The organism is Vibrio aquaticus (assembly GCF_003970385.1).
GTDB lineage: Bacteria > Pseudomonadota > Gammaproteobacteria > Enterobacterales > Vibrionaceae > Vibrio > Vibrio aquaticus.
Genome location: NZ_RXZH01000001.1, coordinates 572,682 through 590,673, shown reverse-complemented (window position 1 = coordinate 590,673; position 17,992 = coordinate 572,682). Strand labels below are relative to the sequence as shown.

The 17,992-nt window shown below is 45.5% G+C and carries 15 protein-coding genes; 7 read left to right on the top strand and 8 right to left on the bottom strand.

The window, feature by feature from the left end; genetic code table 11:
• Positions 1–35: 35 nt before the first annotated feature.
• On the top strand, positions 36–1,001 hold the full coding sequence (locus EJ063_RS02455; protein ID WP_126572419.1) for an ABC transporter substrate-binding protein: 966 nt from the start codon (positions 36–38) through the stop codon (positions 999–1,001).
• Between the two features lie 121 nt (positions 1,002–1,122).
• Entirely contained in the window at positions 1,123–2,106 is a 984-nt protein-coding gene (locus EJ063_RS02450) for a chemotaxis protein (RefSeq protein ID WP_126572418.1), read from the top strand.
• Between the two features lie 103 nt (positions 2,107–2,209).
• On the opposite strand, the gene EJ063_RS02445 is transcribed toward EJ063_RS02450, so the two are convergent.
• Positions 2,210–4,192 (bottom strand): DEAD/DEAH box helicase, encoded by a 1,983-nt coding sequence (locus EJ063_RS02445; RefSeq protein ID WP_126572417.1) that lies wholly within the window; start codon positions 4,190–4,192, stop codon positions 2,210–2,212.
• A 456-nt stretch (positions 4,193–4,648) separates the two neighbouring features.
• Here EJ063_RS02445 and rnb point away from each other — a divergent pair, with 456 nt between their 5' ends.
• Positions 4,649–6,652 (top strand): exoribonuclease II, encoded by a 2,004-nt coding sequence (gene rnb / locus EJ063_RS02440; RefSeq protein WP_126572416.1) that lies wholly within the window; start codon positions 4,649–4,651, stop codon positions 6,650–6,652.
• 62 nt (positions 6,653–6,714) lie between these two features.
• Here the strand turns inward: rnb and EJ063_RS02435 are convergent, their stop codons facing one another.
• The gene (locus EJ063_RS02435) at positions 6,715–7,068 is read right to left on the bottom strand and encodes a DUF3024 domain-containing protein (protein WP_126572415.1); all 354 of its coding nucleotides are present in this window, start codon (positions 7,066–7,068) and stop codon (positions 6,715–6,717) included.
• Between the two features lie 252 nt (positions 7,069–7,320).
• Between EJ063_RS02435 and EJ063_RS02430 the strand changes: the two genes are divergently transcribed.
• A complete protein-coding gene (locus EJ063_RS02430) occupies positions 7,321–8,139 on the top strand; it encodes a phosphate ABC transporter substrate-binding protein (protein WP_126572414.1) in 819 nt (272 codons plus the stop codon).
• A 44-nt stretch (positions 8,140–8,183) separates the two neighbouring features.
• Here the strand turns inward: EJ063_RS02430 and EJ063_RS02425 are convergent, their stop codons facing one another.
• Together EJ063_RS02425 and malK are read right to left on the bottom strand one after the other, a co-directional pair.
• Positions 8,184–9,470 carry a GGDEF domain-containing protein gene (locus tag EJ063_RS02425; RefSeq protein ID WP_126572413.1) on the bottom strand — a complete coding sequence of 429 codons (1,287 nt, stop codon included), beginning with the start codon at positions 9,468–9,470 and terminating at the stop codon, positions 8,184–8,186.
• Between the two features lie 136 nt (positions 9,471–9,606).
• Positions 9,607–10,719, bottom strand: coding sequence for a maltose/maltodextrin ABC transporter ATP-binding protein MalK (gene malK, locus EJ063_RS02420; RefSeq protein WP_126572412.1), 1,113 nt, complete (start codon positions 10,717–10,719; stop codon positions 9,607–9,609).
• A 654-nt stretch (positions 10,720–11,373) separates the two neighbouring features.
• On the opposite strand from malK, the gene malE reads away from it, so the two are divergent.
• The 3 genes from malE to malG all read left to right on the top strand — a co-directional run bounded on the left by malE (position 11,374) and on the right by malG (position 15,105).
• Positions 11,374–12,555: a maltose/maltodextrin ABC transporter substrate-binding protein MalE gene (gene malE / locus EJ063_RS02415; RefSeq protein ID WP_126572411.1), complete on the top strand. Its 1,182-nt coding sequence runs from the start codon at positions 11,374–11,376 to the stop codon at positions 12,553–12,555.
• Positions 12,556–12,630: 75 nt separating this feature from the next.
• Positions 12,631–14,202 (top strand): maltose ABC transporter permease MalF, encoded by a 1,572-nt coding sequence (gene malF, locus EJ063_RS02410; RefSeq protein WP_126572410.1) that lies wholly within the window; start codon positions 12,631–12,633, stop codon positions 14,200–14,202.
• A 12-nt stretch (positions 14,203–14,214) separates the two neighbouring features.
• The gene (gene malG, locus EJ063_RS02405) at positions 14,215–15,105 is read left to right on the top strand and encodes a maltose ABC transporter permease MalG (protein WP_126572409.1); all 891 of its coding nucleotides are present in this window, start codon (positions 14,215–14,217) and stop codon (positions 15,103–15,105) included.
• Positions 15,106–15,442: 337 nt separating this feature from the next.
• Here malG and EJ063_RS02400 read toward each other — a convergent pair whose 3' ends face one another.
• From EJ063_RS02400 to EJ063_RS02385, 4 genes are all read right to left on the bottom strand, one after another.
• Complete coding sequence (locus EJ063_RS02400; protein WP_439333252.1) at positions 15,443–15,703, bottom strand: hypothetical protein; 261 nt, start codon at positions 15,701–15,703, stop codon at positions 15,443–15,445.
• 123 nt (positions 15,704–15,826) lie between these two features.
• Entirely contained in the window at positions 15,827–16,312 is a 486-nt protein-coding gene (locus EJ063_RS02395; RefSeq protein WP_126572407.1) for an acyl-CoA thioesterase, read from the bottom strand.
• A gap of 146 nt (positions 16,313–16,458) precedes the next feature.
• Positions 16,459–17,628 carry an alpha/beta hydrolase gene (locus tag EJ063_RS02390; RefSeq protein WP_126573094.1) on the bottom strand — a complete coding sequence of 390 codons (1,170 nt, stop codon included), beginning with the start codon at positions 17,626–17,628 and terminating at the stop codon, positions 16,459–16,461.
• Positions 17,629–17,650: 22 nt separating this feature from the next.
• Positions 17,651–17,863, bottom strand: coding sequence for a hypothetical protein (locus EJ063_RS02385; protein ID WP_126572406.1), 213 nt, complete (start codon positions 17,861–17,863; stop codon positions 17,651–17,653).
• Between the last annotated feature and the right edge of the window lie 129 nt (positions 17,864–17,992).

Sequence of the window (17,992 nt, the reverse complement as noted above, 5' to 3'; positions counted from 1 at the left end):
TAAATGGCGGGAATCAACTCAAAGAGGGAACGATTATGCGATGGGCGATGATGTTATTGCTGTTCTCATTTCCGGTCTTGGGCGCCAAGGTCTTTCTCATCGAAAGTTACCATTCAGAATTTGAATGGGATAAGAGCTATGTTCAAGGAATCAAAGATACTTTGCAGCAAGGTATAGAGCTTGAAACTTATCAGATGGATACCAAGCGAGTACCACCGTCTGAATATGAAAAAATGGCGGAGCTTGCGTTTGTTAAGTACATTGAACTGAAGCCTGATGTTGTTATTCTCGGCGATGACAACGCGCTTAAGTATATGTGGCCGATGATATACGATGACCCGATATCTGTTGTGTTCTTAGGGATTAACTCGAACCCTAGAGAAGTATTTAAGAATCATCAAGGTCAGGCAAAGGTGACCGGCGTTTTAGAGCGCCCGTTATTTGTCAAAACCATCGGTGAGCTGAAACGTTTTTTATCCGATAAAGAGATGAAGGTTCGCATCATGTTTGATTCTGGGGTGACGTCCACCATCGCGCGGCAATACATTGAGCGACAATATTCAATGATAAAACACAATCTCGGCGTGGAAATAGAGATCGTGTCAGCCGCAACTAAGCAAGAGTGGCGGCAAAACATTGTATCCGCGGCGGAAGAGAACTTTTCAGTCCTCATTGTTGGCCTTTATCAGACGCTCATTGATAGTGAAGGAAACAACGTTCCAGCAGACGATGTGATTAGATGGACTCATCAAAACTCAGAACTGCCCGTTTTTGCGTTCTGGGACTTCGCGGTTGCGAGTGATAAAGCAGCCGGTGGCGTGGTATTATTTGGCAACAGCCAGGGCGTGATGGCTGGGACCTTGGTCAACAGAATAATCAATGGTGAATCGGCACGAAGCATTCCGATTCAAATAGGTAATCAGGGGAAAGCGATCTATTCAACGTCGGCAATGGAGCGGTGGAGTATGACGCCTCCGGAACATTGGAAACCGATTGATTAGAGTGATGAGTTGTTGAGTGAATCACAACATCGGGTAACTGATGCAAATGAAATTTACAAACGACTCAATAGCCGTTACAAAGGTGTATACCCCGAAAGTTTAGCGTAGGCAAAAAGAAAATATGAGTGTATCAAGCAGTACGATACTGACAGAAAGTGGTACGAATGAGCTAGAAATTATCGAGTTTCATCTGGTCAAACAGATGCCTGATGGCAGTAAGAAAACCTGTTATTACGGCATCAACGTCGCGAAAGTACGTGAAGTGATTCAAGTACCAGACACCACCGATTATCCGAATGCTCAACCGCACATGATTGGGGTATTTTCATCACGAGATATCCTAACGCCGCTGGTGGATCTTGCGGGTTGGTTAGGTGTGCCGACGAGCAAAGATTTGGATCGTAAGTTTGTTATCGTGACGGATTTTAACAACATGACTAATGGCTTTTTGATCGACTCAATCAGCCGTATTCATCGTATTTCATGGAATGATGTTGAATCGCCAAGCCAATTTTTAGAAGCCGGTGAACAAGATTGTGTCGTTGCCGTGGTTCGTAAAGATGGCAACTTGATCATGATCCTCGACTTCGAGAAGATCATTGCTGACATCAACCCTGAGCTCAGCATGGAGAAATACGATGTCACGCTCGATAAAAGTGTTGATTTGAACCAACGCATGGTCACTAAGCGCAATGCTAAGACGGTGATGGTTGTGGATGATTCTGCGTTTATCCGCTCGATGATTCAAGATACGTTGACCTCTTCGGGTTACAACGTCATTGCGTGTAAAGATGGTGGCGAAGCGCACGAGAAGCTGATGAACCTTATCGAGGTGGCAAAAGAGGAGAATCTTCCTGTTAGTGAACTTATCGATGGTGTGGTGACAGACGTTGAAATGCCACGCATGGACGGCATGCATTTAGTAAAACGCCTGCGAGAAAGTGAAGCTTATTCGACGATGCCTATTGTGATGTTCTCTTCACTGATGAGTGACGACAACCGTGCCAAAGCATTAGCCTTGGGCGCTAACGATACGATTACGAAACCAGAGATCGGTCGTATGGTGACGTTGATGGACAAGTATATCTTTGGCAAAAAGAACTAGTCGCTTAGCTTGATAGCCGCTTATTTCAAGCGGCTTTTTTTAATCCTAAGCAACAGACAAAAAAAGGGTACGCAATGCGTACCCTTTTTTCTTGATTCAGGAATTAACCTTCGCTGCGGTTACCGCGACCATGGCCACGTTCGCCACGGTGGTTACCACGGTGATCGCCACCACGGTTACGGTCGAAGCGACGCTCGCCATCACGACGGCCGCCTTCACGGTTACCATCACGACCGCCTTCACGGTTGCCACGGTAGCCACCTTCGCGGTTACCATCACGACCGCCTTCACGGTTGCCACGGTAGCCACCTTCACGGTTGCCATCACGGTTACCACGGTAACCACCATCGCGACGACCACCGTCACGGCGACCACCATCACGACGACCGCCATCACGGCGTGGTTCGCGGAAATCGTTGAAGTCACATACTACAGCGTCAACTTGCTTCTGACGAATACGTAGTTTTTGTAGCTTGCCAGCCGTTTCAGAAGACATTGCTTTTGGTAGCTGAACGTAAGTTTCACCTTGAGCTAGTTTAATAGCACCGATAGAACCTTTCGTTAGACCAAGTTCGTTTGCTAGTGCGCCAACGATGTCTTTAACTTGAACGCCTTGCTCACGGCCAACTTGCAGTTGGTAAGTATCCCAATCTTGAGTATTGAAGCTGCGACCACCTTCACGACGAGCGCCGTCACGGCCACCATCACGATCACGACGTTCTTTACGACGTTGCTTGTCACGCTCAATTGCTTCAATCATTGGGTCTTCGCCAATGTAGAATAATGGGCGCTTACCTTGCTGACGCTTAAGCAGGATTGCTGCTAGCGTTGCAGCGTCTAGCTCTAGAGACTCTTGTAGTTTTTCAACTAGCTCAGAGAATTTCTCTAGTGCTTTATGTTCTTTTTCAGTTTCTAGTTCAGCACCAAGCTTAGCTAGACGAGCTTCTGCTACTTTGTCACGGTGTGGAAGTTGGATTTCTTCCATTGATGACTTAGTTACACGCTCGATAGTGCGAAGCATACGCAGTTGGTTTGTACGAACTAGAAGGATCGCTTTACCTTTACGTCCAGCACGACCTGTACGACCGATACGGTGGATGTAAGATTCAACATCGAATGGGATGTCGTAGTTGAATACGTGAGTAATACGTGGAACGTCAAGGCCACGTGCTACAACGTCAGTTGCAACTAGGATATCGATAACACCTTGTTTGATGTGATCAACAGTACGCTCACGTAGAGACTGAGGAATATCACCGTGTAGTGCTGACGCTTTGAAGCCGCGTGCAGATAGCCAATCAGCTAGACGCTCAGTGTCTTGACGAGTACGTACGAATACGATTGACGCGTCAGTTTCTTCCGTTTCTAGAAGACGAGACATTGCTTCGTCTTTTTCTACACCTTTAACAACCCAGAACTGCTGTTCTACTTTGTCTACTGTGTGGTTTTTACCTGCAACGTCGATCGTTTCTGGATCACGTAGGAAGCGCTCAACAATGTTCTTAAGCATTGGAGGCATAGTTGCAGAGAATAGTACACGTTGTGCAGAAGAAGGAGCGTGCTCCATGATCTCTGTTACGTCGTCAACAAAGCCCATGTTTAGCATTTCATCAGCTTCGTCTAGAACGAATGTGTGTACTTCGTCTAGGTGTAGACGGTCACGGTTGATAAGGTCTTGAACACGGCCTGGAGTACCTACAACGATGTGAGCACCGTTTTTAAGAGCGCGCATTTGATCAACGATAGAAGCACCACCGTAGATCTCTAGCACTTTAAGGCCAGCGATGTTTTTACCTAGGTTCTTAACTTCTGCTGCTACCTGAATCGCTAGTTCGCGAGTTGGTGCAAGAACGATAGCTTGAGGCTTACGTTGGCCAAGATCGATTTTGTTAAGAAGAGGTAGAGAGAAAGCAGCCGTTTTACCAGTACCAGTTTGAGCTTTACCTAGTGCGTCTTTACCAGCCAATAGGTGCGGGATAGCAGCAGCCTGAATTGGAGTTGGTGAAACAAAACCCATACCATCAAGAGCTGAAAGGATAGAGTCGTTAAGCGCTAGATCGCTGAACTGAATTACAGAATCTGTCATTGGGATCCTACTGTATATAAGTCAATAAAAGGTCCCACGAGCTCTACCAATTCCAATACCAATCCAGATATTTGCTGAGATCCGTTCAGATGCGGATAAGTCGTAAATCGCATCAAGCCGCTAGGGACATAAAAATATCGTTGCGGCGCAATGTAGTGAACATCAATGTTGCAGCGTCGATATAAGGGGGCGGATTATTCCTTAAATGCATAAAAAAAGCTAGAAAAAATTGAAATTCATCACAATTTTTTCCTAGATTGAGACTGTTTGTTCACATAATCGTCATTCTTTTTCATTGTTAGTGTGAATTTCGCACTATGGAACCACTTGGCTAACTTATTGAATTGTTCATTATTCAACAGATAGTCACGGTCAGACGCTAGCTAGGGTAAGGGCTCAATGATATAGTGTGCACAATTTTTCGGTTAGATAATTACTTCGGTTAATACAAGATAGATGTTTCAAGATAACCCTCTACTGGCTCAACTTAAGCAGCAAATTCAAGAAAACCTTCCAAAAAAAGAAGGCACGATCAAAGCGACTGAGAAAGGCTTCGGCTTTTTAGAAGTAGACAGCAAAACCAGTTACTTTATTCCGCCTCCATACATGAAGAAGTGTATGCACGGCGATAAAGTGAAAGCGATCATTCGTACAGAGAAAGAGCGCGAGCAAGCCGAACCAGAAGAACTCTTAGAACAAGGTATTAACCGTTTTATCGGTCGAGTTAAGCTGTTTAAAGGCAAATTAAATGTAACACCTGATCACCCACAGCTTAAAAAGCTCTCTTTGAAAGCGAAGACGCGCAAAGGCATTAAGAGCGATGACCTTAAAGAAGGCGATTGGGTAGTGGCACATCTGATTCAACACCCTCTTAAAGGTGATAACGGCTTCTTTGTTGAGATCTCTGAAAAAATCACTGATGCAGATGACAAGATTGCTCCTTGGTGGGTCACCCTGGCGCAAAACGATCTACCCAACAGCGAGCCTGCAGGCATCGATAACTGGGAAATCAAAGATGACGCGGATCTAGAGCGTATCGACATGACTCACGTACCATTCGTGACGATTGATGGTGCATCAACCAAAGACATGGATGATGCGCTTTACGCGAAGAAGACGGAATCTGGTGATTTTGAACTGACGATCGCGATTGCTGATCCTACGGCTTATATCACACCAGACAGCGACATGGACAAGGTAGCCCGCGAACGTGGCTTCACTATCTACCTACCGGGTCGTAACATCCCAATGTTGCCACGTGATCTAGCGGATGAGCTATGTTCACTAATGCAAGATGAAGTACGCCCAGCGCTTTGCTGCACAGTGACAGTAGGCAAAGATGGCGTTATTGCTGATGACATCAAGTTCTTTGCTGCTAACATCAAATCACACGCTCGTCTTGTTTATGACCACGTATCAGACTGGCTAGAAAATGGCGATTCGCCTGAGTGGCAACCAAACGAAGAGATTGCTCAGATCGTTCGCGACCTTTACGACTTCTCTTTAGCGCGCGCTGATTGGCGTGAAAAGAATGCCGTGGTATTCCCTGACCGTCCTGACTACCGCTTTGAATTAAGTGAAGACAATGACGTTGTGGCCATTCACTCTGACATGCGCCGCAGTGCAAACCGCTTGGTTGAAGAGTCGATGATCACGGCAAACATTTGTGCGGGTCGTACTCTACAGTCAACGTTTAACTCAGGTGTCTTCAACACTCACCTAGGCTTTAAGCCAGAGAAAATTGAAGACGTGCTTGGCTTTGTAAACCCAGAAGGCGATTTGCCATTCACGGCTGAATCTGTCGCCACACTCGAAGGCTTTGCCGAGCTACGCCGCTGGTTAGGTCAGCAAGAATCAAGCTACCTAGATAATCGCATCCGTAAGTTCCAAGCGTACAGCGAAATTGGCAATCAGCCTTTACCGCACTACGCAATGGGCTTAGATATCTACGCAACGTGGACATCACCGATTCGTAAATACGGCGACATGATCAACCACCGCATGCTAAAAGCGCACATCTTAGGCAAAGAGCCAGTACAAACTGCGGATGAGACTGTGGGCGAAGAGCTAGCACTTCACCGTAAACACCACAAAATCGCAGAGCGTAACGTTGGTGATTGGTTGTACGCTCGTACTCTTGCAGAAGAGCCAGCGAAAGAAACTAAGTTCAACGGTGAAATCTTCGATATTAACCGTGCGGGTATGCGTGTTCGTCTAGTGGAAAACGGTGCGGCTGCGTTTATTCCTGGTTCTCTGATTCTGGCGAACAAACAGCGCCTAGAGTGCAGTGCAGACAATGGTACAGTGTCTATCGACAAAGAAGTGGTTTACCGTTTAGGTGACGTTCTAGAAATCGTATTGACGGAAGTAAACCAAGAAAACCGTAACTTGGTTGCCAAGCCAACTCAGATCTTTGAAGACGTGAAAACGGTTGAAGAAGTCGAGAAAGCCGCAGAGTAATTGACACTCGAAAATGATAAAAGGGCGCTAACTTAGCACCCTTTTTTGTGTCTATTGATTGGCTAATCGACCCAGAATATCGCTTTCGGGTCTTTTTCGATTTCGCGCATGATCGCCGTTAAGTCAGTGCTTTGGGCTAAGTATGGATAAGGTAGCCATTGTTCAGGCTCAGAGTGATGAGGAAGAAACAATTGCCAAAGTGTCAGTTCATCGCTCCAGCATACTTTAGCGACAGGGTTCATGTAATCACAATGGCTTGAATCGAGTAAGAAGTGTTGCTTGATGAAGGTCACTTCGTTGTGCCTACTTTCATAGCTCGCTTTACCTAACTCTGCAGGCATGCTTTGGTTGCGCAGCTTACAAATAAGTTGTGCACGACTTTCAATTTGTCTTTGTAGCAAGCTAATGACTGTCATCGTAATCCTCTCGGCTAAGTCATTCATACTATTGAATCACGTTACCAGTTTCTGTCGTCGCTTTCACAGAATTAGCGATTTAATCATAGAGGAAAATCTGCGAGATCTGGCAGTTGATAGCTCGTGATTGAAGCCGTAATCGTTGCGTGAACAGCCAGCCAACCCAGTAACATCATTCACAAAACTGTAATCTAACCGAAATAAGATGGCAGCCAACAAAATCACTTACCAACAATTCAATGGGAGAAAATTATGGTTCGTGCTGTGCTCGCTGCATTGGTTTCTTGTGCGCTGGTTGCGCCGTCGGCCTTTGCAGAAGAAGTCAACGTCTCTGGCTCAACATCGGTGGCGCGTGTCATGGATGTGTTAGCGGAAGAGTTTAACAGCTCGCATGACGATATCTACATAGCCGTGCAAGGGGTTGGATCTACAGCCGGTATCACTCTCGTGGAAAAGGGGGTAGCCGATATTGGTATGAGTTCTCGTTATTTAACAGAGCGTGAGCAAAATGAATCGCTAACGGTTTCTCCAATCGCTTTTGATGGTCTTGCTGTTGTAGTCAATAAATCTAATGCTGTAGTAAACATCACTCGTGAGCAGCTGTTTGACGTTTACAAAGGGAAGATCACCAATTGGAAGCAGCTTGGTGGCGCCGATCAGAAAATCGCAGTGGTAACCCGTGAGGCTTCTTCGGGTTCTCGTTACAGCTTCGAAAGCTTAATGGGATTAACCAAGATCGTGAACAAGCGATTAGTATCTGATATCAATCCTGACAACTTAGTGGTCAACAGCAATAGCATGGTCAAGACCATCGTGAATCATAATAAACAAGCGATTGGGTTTATCTCGACAGGTTCGGTGGACAGCTCAATCAAAGCGATCACGTTTGAAGGTGTTGAAGCCACCAACAAGAATATTGCAACGGGTACGTATGAATTGTCTCGTCCATTCTTAGTGTTGTATCAGCAAGCGAGTTTGACCGAAGACTCACAAGCGTTCTTAAAGTATCTAAAGAGCAGCCAAGCTAAGAAGTTGATTGCCGAATATGGATATACCCCAATCGCTAAATAACACTTCAATAAAAAACCACCTGCGGGTGGTTTTTTTGATGAGTGCTATTGAGTGATGACTCTATCTCGTCCGGCTAATTTCGCTTGGTAGAGCAGAGCATCAGCACGTTCAATGGCACTTTCAACAAACTCATTTGAGATTTCCACCACGCCTGTCGAAAAGGTCACATCAAGGCCATGTGGCCATGTTTGAGCCTTCATTGATGTTCTCAGTTGATTGAAGAACACCTCGGCTTGAGCCAGTGAGCAGCCGACTTTAATGATTACAAACTCTTCGCCACCCCAACGAATCAGAATGTCTTTGTCTCTTCCTGTATCGATAAGGTTCTGGCTGAACTGGCGCAGCACATCATCACCAATCGCGTGTCCATGGGTATCGTTTATCTTTTTGAAGTAATCAATGTCCATAACGCCAACAGAGACATGGTGATTATGTTGAGCCAGTTGCTCGACGGTCTGGAACAGAGGCTCTAAACCACGGCGATTACGCAGTCTTGTTAGGGGGTCAATCGAGACCTCTGTCTGTAGCATCGAGAGGTGGCTTTGCAGATGTACAATGGTCTCTTTCTCTGCTCTTAATGTTTTGAGGATCTTGATGACATACCAAATAAGATAAGCAAACAGCGTTACGATCCAAACAACAATAATAATGCGTTGATATACTGCAAGCGGAAGCCATTTGCCTCTAAATTCTATCGAGCGAATTTCAAAGGTGCTTATCCCATCGGCGACAAACTCTTCAGTACCAATCTCAATGGAAACCGATTGACTGATGTCCACCGCTGTTAAGGTGATTGGGTGGTGATAGTAGTCAAACCACCATTTAGGCACATACAGATAGTTTAAAGAGAGTGGTGACTCGCTGTTATGTTGAACCGTATTAAACTCAAAAATGTTGAATTTGTCCGACTGTAAATCGTCTTCGACGCTATATTGCTCATTGTGATTGCGGATGATGAAGCGAGATTTAGGCTTACTTACACCCGAATAGATCACATCGAACGCGACCTCATCGTATTTTGAAAGGTCGAGGTAGGGATCCATGCCTGGCTTCGGTTTGTAATCAAAGCTGACTTCGCAGAATGGGTTCTTATAAGCATGTGACACGTTACAAGTGAGTAAGAGCGCGCCAGAATCTGTATAGGTGAGCTTTCCGGTGGTTAGGCCGTTGTGGTCTTGGTCGGTGTTCACTCGCAAGCTGAAGTTGTCATTGTGGACGGGATCGAGTGTGCGGTTAAAGCCGAAGTGATAATAAACGAATGCAACGAGCGTCATTACCGTCAATGTGACGATAGTGATGAATAAGTTTTTAATTTGATGTTCGACTATCACAAGCGGTTGGGTATGAGTTCATAGTTTTTTAACGGTATCATGTTCCGTATGATTTTTTCAACTTATCCAGCATTTTATAGAGACAAAAAAAGCAGAAACCGAGGCTTCTGCTTTTTAGTGTAGTGAATGTTAAGGATTACTCAACTCCAGCCTCTTTATAAAGGCGGCGGCATGCTTTACCGTCACTGTGGAATAGGTGGCAACGATGAGCTGGAATACCGACAGACAACTTATCGCCTGGGTCTACGTCCAATGTATCTGGTTGGCGGTAAATCATATCGGCATCGGCAGCATCAATGTGGAGGTACACCTGAGTTTCATTGCCTAGTTTCTCAACGATGTTGATGTCACCTTCAATAGTTGCATCGCCTTCGTTAGCTGGCAGTAGGTGTTCAGGTCGCACGCCCAAAGACATACGTTCTCCGGCTGTGACGGTTGTACCATCGACTGGAATCCAGAAAGTCGTTCCGTTGGCCAGTTGTACCATAACGCGATCTTTTTCTACCGCTTCGATGAATACACTCATAAAGTTCATTTTTGGTGAGCCGATAAAGCCAGCAACAAAGCGGTTTTGTGGGTAGTGGTAGAGATCTAATGGCTTACCAACCTGTGAAACAAACCCTGCATCGAGCACAACAATTTTGTCGGCCATGGTCATTGCTTCAACCTGATCGTGGGTTACGTAGATCATGGTGCAGCCCAGTTTGCGCTGTAGCTTGGTGATTTCAGAACGCATCTGAACACGTAGAGCTGCATCAAGGTTGGATAGAGGTTCATCCAATAGGAACAGATTTGGTTGCGATACGAGTGTACGACCGATCGCTACACGTTGACGCTGACCACCAGACAAGGCTTTTGGTTGACGCTCTAAAAGATGGCTGAGCTGCAAGATTTCAGCGGCGTGTTCAACACGTTGGTCAATCTCGCTTTTATCGGCTTTTGCCAGCTTTAGGCCAAACGACATGTTGTCGTAAAGGTTTAGGTGTGGATAAAGCGCGTAAGATTGGAACACCATGCCGACGCCACGCTTAGATGGCTCGACATCGTTCATACGTTCGTTGCCGATGTACAAATCACCCGAAGTAATGTCTTCTAAGCCTGCAATGCAGCGTAACAGTGTTGATTTACCACAGCCTGATGGACCAACGAAGACGACAAATTCACCTTCTTGGATCTCTAAATCCACATTCTTGGAAATTAGTACATCGCCATACGCTTTACATACATTTTTTAACGTGACACTCGCCATCTAGCTCGCCCTCGATCGATATTGGTTTTATCGCCTGTCATTTTATAGTTGATGTTGTCGGCAATAATAGTAGGAATTTGATAAGAAACTGAATTCTATCAGATGGTAAAGAAAAGTTGGGTGAAGAACAATTTCAACACCCATCAAGCCAAGTCAAGTTTGCATCCCCCGTGCTATTCAAGCTTCTCCCCCGAAGAATTCGGTTTAATGAATCACAACGTCGCTTGAACACTCTTTGCAAACATGAGCAGCATTGTAACCAGCCACCATGAAAAGGCGATAACTGGAAAAGGGTTCTTACCATCCACTCTTGGATAGGGTCATTGTGCTTAAGCTCCGTTATTCTCGCATCCTCCTAGTAAGATTTTTTATGGGGGGAGTAGAGAGGGAGTAGCGAAAAGGAGGAGGAGCGGGAGTAGTAAGACCAAGCTCAAATTATTTCGCTCGAGAGCAGTGAATCTGATCACACTAAGGGTCGGTTTTGTGATTTCAGTCGATAACCGCAACGATAGGGATCACGAAAATAGTACATAATAGCAAGGGCGTAGGGAGTAGGAGGATGAGCCCAGAGTTGGTTTGGCTGAAAATAGGCACTGAAATGAAGGCGAACCCACCGGTCGACCCCTACAACACAAATATAAAAAGGATATGAACATGAAAAACGCCCTAAGCACTGTCGCGCTCGGAACACTCGTTGCTCTTGGCTCATTTGGTGCAAATGCTGCTATCGAAGAAGGTCAACTGACCATCTGGATCAATGGTGATAAAGGCTACAATGGACTTGCAGAAGTAGGTAAACAGTTTGAAGAAGACACAGGCATTAAAGTGACGGTTGCTCACCCTGATGCACTTCAAGACAAGTTCCCTCAAACTGCGGCGACAGGCGATGGTCCAGATATCGTATTTTGGGCACATGACCGATTCGGTGGTTACGCAGAAGCTGGCTTGATTGCTGAAGTTAACCCTTCACAAGAAATTAAAGATGGCATTGTAGACTTCGCGTGGGATGCGGTGAAATACAATGGCAAAACTATTGGCTACCCAGTAGCAGTTGAATCTCTTTCTCTTATCTACAACAAAGATCTTGTGCCGAAGCCGCCAAAAAGCTGGGAAGAAGTGGCTGCGATTGACGCTAAGTTAAAAGCAGACGGCAAATCTGCAATCATGTGGAACCTGAAAGAACCGTACTTCACATGGCCTCTAATGGCGGCTGATGGCGGTTACGCATTCAAATACGGTTCAGCAGGTTACGACGTTAAAGATGCGGGTATCGCAAGTGATGGCGTAAAAGACGCGATGAACTTCGTAAAAGGTTTAGTCGATAAAGGCGTGATTTCTTCAGATATGGACTACTCAGTCTCTGAATCAGCGTTTAACCAAGGCCAAACAGCAATGACCATCAACGGTCCTTGGGCTTGGGGCAACATCGAAAAATCGGGCATTAACTACGGCGTAACAACCCTGCCTAAGTTCAATGGTCAATCCTCTAAGCCTTTCGTTGGCGTATTAACAGCGGGTATCAGCACGGCTTCACCAAACAAAGACTTAGCGGTTGAGTTTATCGAGAACTACCTACTGACTAATGATGGTCTGCGTAAGATGAACGACGACAAGCCTCTTGGTGCGGTTGCATTGAACTCATTCCAGCGTGAATTGGATGCTGACAAGCGTATTGCGGCAACAATGGATAACGCAATGAATGGCGAAATCATGCCTAACATCCCTCAAATGAACGCATTCTGGGGTAGCGCGAAAAGTGCAATCATCAATATCGTTGATGGTCGCCAATCAGTAGATGCAGCCCTTGCAGATGCTGAAAAACAGATGACTAAATAAACGTTTTTCTCTTTTTTAAGGAGGGGGCAACCCCTCCTTCATTTCTAAGTACTATCATCGTTAGCAGGTTCTTCTATGCAGTCAGTTCAAGGTACAGATGCGATGACATCTACAACAACGAGCTTGCCATCAAGTAAAAAAGTATTCGTTAAGTGGGGGCTACTCGGCTCTATTGGTATTCTTAATGGCTATGCGACAATTCTCATGTATTCTCGAGGTGAAGTGGCTTTTGCTCTGCTTACCCTCATTCTAACCGCGCTTGCACTTTACATTTTTGGTAGCAAAAAGACCTATGCTCATCGCTATATCTACCCAGGTATCGCGGGCATGATTCTCTTCATTTTGTTTCCACTGGCTTATACCGTTGGTCTTGCTTTCACCAACTATAGTGCGAAAAACCAGCTTGCGTATGAGCGAGCACAAACCGTCTTACTCGAGCGCATCTATCAAAGTGGCGACAGCTATCCTTTCACGCTTTATAAGACTGAAAACGGTCACCAAATTGCCATCAAGAAAGGCGGCGAGCTGTTTGCAACGGAAGAATTTAACCTAACTCAACCTTCCGCGGATATGGATCTTACACTGGTCGGTTCGGTAACGGGTGATAAAGAAAAAATCAAAACCATCATCAAGAACAAACAAGCGCTAGGGACGATCGACCTGCATCTGCCGTCAGGCGAAGACATTCGTATGAGTGGCCTGCGTAAGTTTGCGGCTGTGGTCCCTTTGTACACCCTGCAAGAGGATGGAGAAACACTCTTCAACCATCGTACCGGCGAGACACTGAAACCAAACTTAGAAGTGGGTTTCTATCAGCCTATCGATGAACAAGGTCAGTTTACTGGTTCTACCGTTTCGCCTGGCTTTATCGTAGATATTGGTACGCACAACTTTGAACGTGTGTGGAAAGACGAAGGTATTAAAGAGCCGTTTATCAGTATCTTTATTTGGACAGTCTTCTTCTCTGCCGCAACGGTAGGTTTAACCGTAGTGGTCGGTTTAGTGCTGGCAAGTGTTGTTCAGTGGGAAGAGCTAAAAGGGCGCGCGGTATACCGAGTACTTCTGATTCTGCCTTATGCGGTTCCTGCGTTTATCTCAATTCTGATCTTTAAAGGTCTGTTTAACCAAAGCTTTGGTGAAATCAACATGGTGCTTGAAGCGCTATTTGGTATCAGCCCGGCTTGGTTCTCAGAGCCGGTGTTAGCCAGAACCATGGTGTTGATCGTTAACGTGTGGCTTGGCTTCCCTTACATGATGATTCTGTGTATGGGTTTACTAAAAGCGATTCCTGAAGACCTGTATGAGGCGTCTGCAATTGATGGCGCTAACTTCATTGATAACTTCCGCCAGATCACGCTACCACTGATGATTAAGCCGTTAACGCCTCTATTGATTGCTGCGTTCGCCTTTAACTTCAACAACTTCGTACTTATTCAGCTATTGACTCAAGGCGGTCCAAACATGATTGGTACGTCTGAGCCAGCTGGCTACACCGATCTTCTTGTGAGCTACACCTACCGCATCGCATTTGAAGGTACAGGTGGCCAAGACTTTGGTCTAGCAAGTGCAATTGCGACACTTATCTTCTTACTAGTGGGTGCATTGGCGCTAATTAACCTACGTTTCACTAAGCTGTCTCAGGATTAAGGAGAGATTCCAATGGCAATGGTACAAGGTAAATCACTTAAATACCGTGTATGGGCAACGCACATTATTATGTGGTTGTTCCTAGCAGCAATCATCTTTCCTTTACTGATGGTTGTCGCAATCTCATTTCGAGAGGGTAACTTCGCAACGGGCAGCATTATTCCAGATAACCCGTCACTAGAGCACTGGAAACTGGCACTTGGTTTCTCGGTCACGAATGCGGATGGTTCGGTAACTCCGCCACCATTCCCTGTTCTAACTTGGTTGTGGAACTCAGTGAAAGTCGCGGGTATCTCATCGATTTTGATTGTGGCACTGTCGACGACATCGGCTTACGCGTTTGCTCGTATGCGCTTCAAAGGTAAGAACACCATCCTAAAAGCGATGATGATCTTCCAGATGTTCCCTGCGGTATTAGCACTGGTCGCACTTTATGCTCTGTTTGATAAGCTAGGTCAGTACATTCCGTTCTTAGGTTTGAATACCCACGGTGGCTTAATTTTCTCTTACTTAGGTGGCATTGCTCTGCACGTTTGGACGATTAAAGGTTACTTCGAAACGATCGATAATTCGCTGGAAGAAGCGGCCGCTTTAGACGGTGCGACACCTTGGCAAGCGTTCCGTTTGGTATTGCTTCCATTGTCGGTGCCTATACTAGCGGTGGTATTTATTTTGTCGTTCATTAGTGTGGTAGGTGAAGTTCCGGTGGCATCTTTACTACTTTCTGATGTAAACTCGTATACATTAGCGGTTGGTATGCAGCAATACCTTTACCCACAGAACTATCTATGGGGTGATTTTGCAGCAGCAGCAGTTTTGTCTGCACTACCAATTACCATCGTATTCTTGCTTGCACAGCGCTGGTTGGTCGGAGGATTGACCGCTGGTGGTGTGAAAGGTTAATAAGAACGATAAGGGCGACCGCTTGGTCGCCCATTTTGTATCTCACTTAACAATTTTGGTTTGGCCGCCGATCAGTTAAGCATGAGTACAAGACTGGCGTTACGCATAGCTGGCTGTTAGCTAGATTCCTTACTATTTCACTACTAACAGTTTTTGTAACCAAGACCCGGCTTTGTCCCGGGTTTTTTTATGTCCGCTATTCGGCCAGTAGTGTCAGTATATGAGACACCTTTGTGGATACTAGTAAGCTCAAACCCCAATGCGAGCAACTCAAGGTTATCCTTTGTAACTGCAGGGGAATTTGCATTCAGATGAGGCATACACCACGTTATGTAGGCTAAAGCTCGCGACTAGAAGGTGCGCAGCCGAGGTGGCGAAGTAGGACGTATAAGCTTTCTTGCGAGAGGGCGACTTTTCGAAACAGATCGGCAAAAAGGGGATCACCACCAAAACATGCCTGAATGTAATGATTTATCTCGCTATCCTCATAGCCTTCCACATACATGGTACGGACCCATTGGTACTCTACGGCTTTAAGGTTTGATAGTGTCGTTTCGCTGAGGGTAGTGCCACCGAGGTTCAAGAAATATTCCTTCATGTTTCTGTTTCGCTAGCGGATTTAAACAGACCAAGATGAAAGAAAAATGACAAAGCGGATTAATGACAGTGCGCTAACAAAATAGAGGCCGCAGCCTCCATTGTTTTAAGTTAAGCGTTAAGGCTATTTGAGATATTTAACGTGCGCTTCCATTTCTTCGCCAATTTGCTTACGCATGTTCATCAGTCGAATCGCAGAATCTCTCAGCTCAATATCTTCATCCGTTTCTGGCACCCACTCAGGGACTTCAGTCGGCTTACCATTTTCATCTACCGCGACCATGATAACGATACAATGGGTGGTTAGGCGGTTTTTGAGATCTTTAGGGTCGCTTGCTTGAACATCAATAGCGATGTGCATTGAGCTTTTACCCGTATAGATGACCTTAGCGCTTACTTCGACCAAGTTACCTACGTGGATCGGTTGTACAAAACGAATCCCACCTGCGTAAGCCGTAATACAATATTTACCACTCCATGCAGCGGCATTGGCATAAGCGGCTAAGTCGATCCACTTCATTACGGCACCGCCGTGGACTTTACCACCAAAATTTACATCACTCGGCTCTGCAAGAAAACGTAGTGTAGTGTTGCGTTGACCAGTACTCATTAGTCAATCCTTTGTTTTTATTGATTTACTCTTTGATAACAAACCAGTAAATAAACTGCAATGACTATTTGAGCTTAGGTGAAAAATAGAAAGAGCCGCAAATTAATAGCGGCTCTTTTCATAAAGGTGAGTGGAGGTAACCAATACTAGCTTTTAGGCGTCATCACTTGATCCATGATGGTCATGCTTTGCTCAAAGTATGGGTTATACGTTAAGCGAGCATGCGTTTTACCCGGCTCGATGTAACCCCACGCTGAATACCAAATCTCTACACCTTGAGCACATTGATCCCCAACGCTTTCGGTTTGTCCGTTACTGCAAATTAAGTTGCTACCACCAATGCCGTAATTCGGGTTCTGAGGTGAAAACAACAGCCCCATGTGTGAACCATTCGAAATGCGCTGCTCAGGCAACTTCATGGTGAATCGAGTTGATCGCTTGTCACTTAAATCGTGCTCACCTTGCCAGACAATATGGCTATTTGGGTTGAGCATTTGGTTAGAGAAGGTATCAATTGCAAACTGAGTATTGATCACCTTATCCCCTTCACTCATCAGCATAAACACAGGCTTGCTGTACTGCTTACCTTCGAGTTGCTGCTGAACCACTTCCGAAGTCTGATAGTAAACCGCGGCAGCGCTCATTGGTAGTGAGTTATATCTCAGAGGGTTATCCTCAGGATCTTGATCCGCCCACGTGACGAAGTGGCTCGCTAAACCTGCAAATTGCACGGCAGTTGAATTTGGCTGCAATGCCGGGGAAAACAGCAATAGACCGTTGATCGAATCATCATTCAATGCTTCTGACGTGACTAGGTTTGCGCCGGTTGAATAACCGCCCAGCCAGACAGAATCGGTATCTTTTTTAAGAAGTTCAATATGGTGATGAACCACGCCTTGCCAATCTTCTAAGGTCGGTAGCTGTAGATCGCCGACTTTGCTCGCATGACCAGGCAGCAAAATAGTCCTGATCAAATAGCCTTGTTCAGCTAGGTGCGTTGCCACATCTACAAACGAATAGGGAGAATCCCCTAAACCATGGACAAGTAAAACACCTTGGCCATTAGGCTCGGCAGGTCGATACTCTTTTGGTGCAACCAAATCGAGCTCAGTGGACTTATCATTGGTGATGAACAGTCGATTATCAGTCAGCCAGTTCTTCGTCTCGTCTATGTATTGTTTGAAGCTCTCTTGAGAGTAGCTCGGGAGATGTTCGGCTTTTTGGAAAGCTGGATCTTGCGGCTGTGCAGTGCAGCCAATCAAAACAGTTGTGGCTGCAGCTGCGAGATAAAAAGCAATCGCGGTTTTCTTGCGCATCATATATTCGAGCTTTTCCCTTTTACTTTGATACGTCTTCATATTCTCCCTCAAGCACAGAAGAGTTTTGTGACTGCTGTGGTGAGAAAGGTGAACGATTCATTTTTAGTGATTTCTCAATCTTTTTACCTGTAATAAGCGCTGCGATGGTGAGTGGAATCGCAAGAATCAAGGTAAATACCAAGGTAAACATGCCAATGAAAAGGGCCAAAACGCCTGAAATTACTCTATTCATAATCAATACCTCTTAGTTATGTTGTCACAATACTGCAAGTTAAATGAATCAAACATGAACAAAGACAAAAAAGCCACTCATACCGAAGTAAGAGTGGCAAATAGGGGATTATTATTCGTTATAGTGTTG

Coding starts and splice junctions, on each gene's coding strand:
- EJ063_RS02455 (WP_126572419.1), top strand. CDS start 36: ATGCGATGGGCGATGATGTTATTGCTGTTCTCATTTCCGGTCTTGGGC.
- EJ063_RS02450 (WP_126572418.1), top strand. CDS start 1,123: ATGAGTGTATCAAGCAGTACGATACTGACAGAAAGTGGTACGAATGAG.
- EJ063_RS02445 (WP_126572417.1), bottom strand. CDS start 4,192: ATGACAGATTCTGTAATTCAGTTCAGCGATCTAGCGCTTAACGACTCT.
- rnb (WP_126572416.1), top strand. CDS start 4,649: ATGTTTCAAGATAACCCTCTACTGGCTCAACTTAAGCAGCAAATTCAA.
- EJ063_RS02435 (WP_126572415.1), bottom strand. CDS start 7,068: ATGACAGTCATTAGCTTGCTACAAAGACAAATTGAAAGTCGTGCACAA.
- EJ063_RS02430 (WP_126572414.1), top strand. CDS start 7,321: ATGGTTCGTGCTGTGCTCGCTGCATTGGTTTCTTGTGCGCTGGTTGCG.
- malK (WP_126572412.1), bottom strand. CDS start 10,719: ATGGCGAGTGTCACGTTAAAAAATGTATGTAAAGCGTATGGCGATGTA.
- malE (WP_126572411.1), top strand. CDS start 11,374: ATGAAAAACGCCCTAAGCACTGTCGCGCTCGGAACACTCGTTGCTCTT.
- malF (WP_126572410.1), top strand. CDS start 12,631: ATGCAGTCAGTTCAAGGTACAGATGCGATGACATCTACAACAACGAGC.
- malG (WP_126572409.1), top strand. CDS start 14,215: ATGGCAATGGTACAAGGTAAATCACTTAAATACCGTGTATGGGCAACG.
- EJ063_RS02400 (WP_439333252.1), bottom strand. CDS start 15,703: ATGAAGGAATATTTCTTGAACCTCGGTGGCACTACCCTCAGCGAAACG.
- EJ063_RS02395 (WP_126572407.1), bottom strand. CDS start 16,312: ATGAGTACTGGTCAACGCAACACTACACTACGTTTTCTTGCAGAGCCG.
- EJ063_RS02390 (WP_126573094.1), bottom strand. CDS start 17,628: ATGCGCAAGAAAACCGCGATTGCTTTTTATCTCGCAGCTGCAGCCACA.
- EJ063_RS02385 (WP_126572406.1), bottom strand. CDS start 17,863: ATGAATAGAGTAATTTCAGGCGTTTTGGCCCTTTTCATTGGCATGTTT.